General features: G+C 70.7%; 3 protein-coding genes. 1 reads left to right on the top strand and 2 read right to left on the bottom strand.

Going from position 1 to position 4582, the window contains the following annotated elements; translation table 11 throughout:
- On the bottom strand, window positions 1–1396 hold a 1396-nt coding region (locus N4P33_RS33070), incomplete at its 3' end, for a cytochrome P450 (RefSeq protein ID WP_260830624.1).
- A 251-nt stretch (window positions 1397–1647) separates the two neighbouring features.
- Between N4P33_RS33070 and N4P33_RS33065 the strand changes: the two genes are divergently transcribed.
- Complete coding sequence (locus tag N4P33_RS33065; protein WP_260830623.1) at window positions 1648–2709, top strand: zinc-binding dehydrogenase; 1062 nt, start codon at window positions 1648–1650, stop codon at window positions 2707–2709.
- 452 nt (window positions 2710–3161) lie between these two features.
- On the opposite strand, the gene N4P33_RS33060 is transcribed toward N4P33_RS33065, so the two are convergent.
- Window positions 3162–4415 (bottom strand): cation:proton antiporter, encoded by a 1254-nt coding sequence (locus tag N4P33_RS33060; protein WP_399030569.1) that lies wholly within the window; start codon window positions 4413–4415, stop codon window positions 3162–3164.
- Between the last annotated feature and the right edge of the window lie 167 nt (window positions 4416–4582).

Below are 4582 nucleotides of genomic sequence, written 5' to 3'. Positions count from 1 at the left end.
TGGTGCGACGGGCGAGCCGCAGGCTGAATCCGTCGGGCTTGATGGTCAGCGTCGACTTGATCTTCAGCTGGTAGTCGGTGTGGTCGATCAGGCGGTAGCGGTGCACCAGCAGGCCGAGCAGCAGGGTGGCCTCGTGCAGCGCGAACTGGCGGCCGATGCAGGCCCGTTCGCCGTTGCCGAACGGCTTGAAGGCGTGCACCGAGCGGGCCGCCTCCCGCTCGGGGGTGAAGCGCTCGGGATCGAACAGCTCGACGTTCTCTCCCCAGGCGGCGTCGCGGTGCAGGGCCGAGGTGATCACCATCAGCGACTCGCCCTTGCGTACGGGGTACTTGCCGCCGATGACGGTGTCCTCGATCGGCTCGACGGCGTACGCGGGCGCCGTCGGCCACAGCCGCAGGCTCTCGTTGAGTATCTGGCGGATGTAGGTGAGCTTGCCGATGTCACCGTACTGGGGGTCCGGGGAGTCGGTGTCACCCCACAGGGCGTCCACCTCGGCCTGGGCCCGGGCGAGCACCTCGGGGTGCTTGGTCAGGTAGTACAGGGCGAAGGAGAGCGCGCTGCTGGTGGTCTCGTGGCCGGCGATCAGGAAAGTGATCACCTGGTGCCGGATGTTGACATCGTCCAGGGGCTCGCCCGTGACGGGGTCCTTGGTGTGCAGCATCAGCCCCATCAGGTCGTCCGTGCTGGTGTCGCCGGAGGCGCGGCGCTGCCTGATCACGTCGTCGACCAGGTCCGTCATCAGGTCGATGTCCGCGCGGAACTGCTCGACCTTCTTCCTCTTGAACAGCTCGGAGCCCGGGATGGACTCGCCCTTCTCCTGGGCGAAGACGAGGGCCCGCGCCATCGCCTCGACGAACGGGTGCAGGTCTTCGCGGCGGAAGGACTCGAAGTCGTAGCCGAAGCCGCACAGGCCGATCGTGTCGAAGGTCAGCCGGGTCATCTCGTCGGGCACGTCCACCGACTGCACCCCGGCCAGCCGGTCCCACTTGCCGATCAGGGAGCGGGCCACCTGGAGCATGGGGGCGTGGTACCTGCGCATCGCGCCGAGGGAGAACGCGGGCATCAGGATGTCGTGGGCCTTGCGCCAGTTCGGCTCGTGGTTGTAGGCGGTGAACAGACCGTCCCCGGCCAGAGCCCGGACCTCGACCAGGTCGGCGTGGACGTGCTTGCGGAAGCGGGTCTCGTCCGACAGTTCGGTCACGAGGTCCAGACCGCCGACCATGACGGTGTCCCTCCCGAAGATGCGCAGCCGGTACACGGGGCCGAACTCCCTGAACTCCTTCAGCAGGTAGGCCAGGAAGTCCGCGCCCGCGGGAACGTTGAGCGCGTGGCCTACGAGGGGCAGCGGGGGGCGCTCGGGGATCGCCCGCGCCGCGCCTACGGACACCTGAGTCATGAGCGTGCCTTTCGTTGCACTCCAGCAGTCGCCGACTAACCTACATGCGACTTTGTCGAGTGAACATGTCGATTGACTGTATTAAGCGACACAGTCGTTTGCTGGAACCTTTTGACCACGGTGAACGTCTCGCGGAAGCAGCTTGACAGACGACCTCGTTGCTCGACACGGTTGCAGGACATGGTCAGTCGACCATGTCGTGCGCATGAGCTGCTCTGCGCGCTTCTCACCGAGCACATCGAGGTTTCCGCATGAACACCATGCTGGCCGGACGGCTGCGCCTGGACACCCGTACCTTCGCCGTCGAAGAGGTTCCGATCCCGGTTCCCGGCCCGGGCGAGGTCCTCGTGGAGGTGCGAGCCGCCGGCGTCTGCCTGTCCGACATCCATCTGATCGACGGCAGCCTGAGCCCCTTCTACCCCGTCGACGCCGTCAAGGACTCCGGCGCCCTCACCCCCGGCCACGAGGTGGCAGGCGTCGTCCACACCGTCGGCCCCGACGTGAAGGGCGACTGGACCCCCGGTCGGCGGGTCGTACTCCAGGCCGGGCAGGCGTGCGGCAACTGCGGCGACTGCCTGCGCCACATGCTCTGCCGACAGCCTCTGACCCGAGGAGTGGACTACGACGGGGGCTGGGCGCAGTACGCCCTCGCCCGGGAGGACACCCTGCTCCCCATCCCGGACCACCTCCCGTTCGACCAGGCCGCGATCATCCCCGACGCCGTCTCCACCCCGTACGCCGCGATCGTGGAAACCGGCGCGGTCCGCCCCGCGCAGGCCGTCGGCATCTGGGGAGCCGGAGGCCTCGGCGCCCACGGCATTCGGCTCGCCCGCCTGGTCGGCGCCGCCCCCGTCATCGCCGTCGACCCGCTGCCCTCCGCTCGCGAGCGCGCCCTCCGCTTCGGCGCCGACCACGCACTGGACCCCACGGCCGACGACTTCACCGACGAGGTGCACAAGGCCACGGCAGGCCGGGGCATCGACGTCGCCTTCGACTTCGCCGGCGTCGGAGCGGCGCGCGCCCAGGCCACCACCGTGCTCGGCCCGAACGGCGTCCTGGTGCTCGCCGGCCTCACCCCGGAGCCGGTCACCGTCGCCGACAGCATCGGCTTCTGCTTCAACGTCCAGCAGGTCCGCGGACACTACGGCTCCGAGCCGGAGCACGTGGAACAGCTCGTCGGACTGGCCGCCGCCGGACGGATCGACCTCGGCCCCTCCGTCAGCGCCCACGTCCCGCTGGCGGAAGCCGCGGACGCCGTCGCCCGGCTGGAGAAGAAGATCGGAGACCCGATCCGTCTCGTGCTCACCCCCTGAGCGGCAGGGGCGGTGGCCGGCTCGCTCCGCACGCGCGGACGAACCGGCCACCGCCCCGCCATCGCCCGAGGGCCGACGGCACCCGTCAGGCTCACTGCCCGCTGTCCAGTGCCGCGACCAGGCCGGCCATGATCACCGTGTTGAAGACGAACACCGGGGCCGCCACTGCTTCGCGTACTCCTCGACCGTCAGCTGACCCAGCTCGCGGCGGGCCGCCGCCGCCGACGGCGGCCCGGGTCTTCTTCTCCGCGTACAACTGCGTGAGGCGTTCGATCGCATCGCCTTGCGTGCCATGTCAGGATTCCTCGCGCCGCTGCCGAGCGCGTCCCGGAAGCGGATCGAGTACGGGTGCGCAGCGGGTGGGCTTCACGCAGCCGCAGTCCTTGAAGAAGGACCAACTGGCTAGATCTTGGACCTGAACATGGTGCGCAGGGAGTGTGACGAACCTCGCGTCACTCCGACGCGACGGCTTCCCGTGGGACCGGGGCCGGGGGCTCCGGGTGGGGTGGCAGGAGGCGGGAGACCGCCGGTGAGGTGATCGCCGTGGTGATCAGGGCCACCAGGACCAGCATGGTGAACAGCTCCGGACCTATCACGCCGAGTTCCAGGCCGATCGAGAGCACCACCAGCTCCGTCAGGCCCCGGCAGTTCATCAGGGAGCCGATCGACATGGCCTGCCGCCAGGGCTGCCCGCAGGCCAGGGCGGCGCCCGTCGCTCCGCCCCACTTGCCGAGCACCGCCACCGCCAGCAGCGCTCCGGTCCACAGCCACTGCGCCGGGTCCGCGGCCAGGGTCCCGATCTCGGTGCTGAGACCGGTGTGCACGAAGAAGAGGGGCAGCAGCACCGGGACCACCACGGCGCGCAGCCGGGCGGCCGACGCCTCGATGCGGCGGTGGCCACGCGGTGTGGCCACACCGAACAGGAACGCGCCGAACAGCGTGTGCACGCCGATCAGGTCGGTCGTCAGTGCCGAGACGCTCAGGCCGCTGAACAGCAGCACCATCACCACCCCGTCGCCCGCCCGGTCCGCCCGCCCCCGGGCCCACCGGGCGAGCAGCGGGCGGACCACCAGCAGCATGGCGGCACCGAAGGCGACGGTGAGCCCCGCCGCCGACAGGGCGTCGAGCGGGGAGCCCGCCGTGCTGAACGCGACCACCAGCGCCAGCAGGCACCAGGCGGCCACGTCGTCGACCGCCGCGCACGCCATCGCCAGGGCGCCGAGCGGTGTCCCGTACAGGCCGCGGTCGACGAGGATCCGGGCCAGCACAGGGAAGGCGGTGATGGCCATGGACACGGCGACGAACAGCATGAACGGCGCGAACTCCACTCCCTCGGGCGCCAGCCGGTCGTACATCGGGACGGCGAGCAGCGCACCCAGGCCCAGGGGCAGCAGGATGCCGGCCTGGCTCACGGCGACGGCGGTGCGCGAGTTCCCGCGCAGTGCGCCCAGGTCGAGTTCCAGGCCGACCAGGAACATGAACGCGAGCAGACCGAGCTGGCCCAGCACCGAGGTGAACGGCAGGACGGACGCGGGGAACAGCCAGTGCTGCGCCTCGGGCCAGAGCCAGCCGAGCAGGGACGGTCCCAGGAGGATGCCCATGGTGATCTCGCCGATCACGGGTGGCTGGCCGAGGCGTCTGAGCAGGATCGCTCCGGCCTGGCAGGCGAGAATGGCGGCGGGAACGGCGACGAGCAGGGCGGGCATGGCCTCAGCTGCGGACACGGGCGGCGGCTCCTTCGGCCGGGACGGTGCGGGGCGGGAGCGGCAGCGCGGCCGGCGGGGGGCCGGAGGCGGCGGCGGACCACTCGGCGTAGCGGCGCAGGCCGTACAGGAGGGGGTGGGCGGGGGACCGCACGCTGATGCGGCGGGCC

It is taken from the genome of Streptomyces sp. 15-116A, assembly GCF_025290915.1.
Taxonomy (GTDB): domain Bacteria; phylum Actinomycetota; class Actinomycetes; order Streptomycetales; family Streptomycetaceae; genus Streptomyces.
The sequence above is the reverse complement of the archived record's forward strand: the minus strand, read 5'-3'. Positions and strand labels throughout refer to the sequence as shown.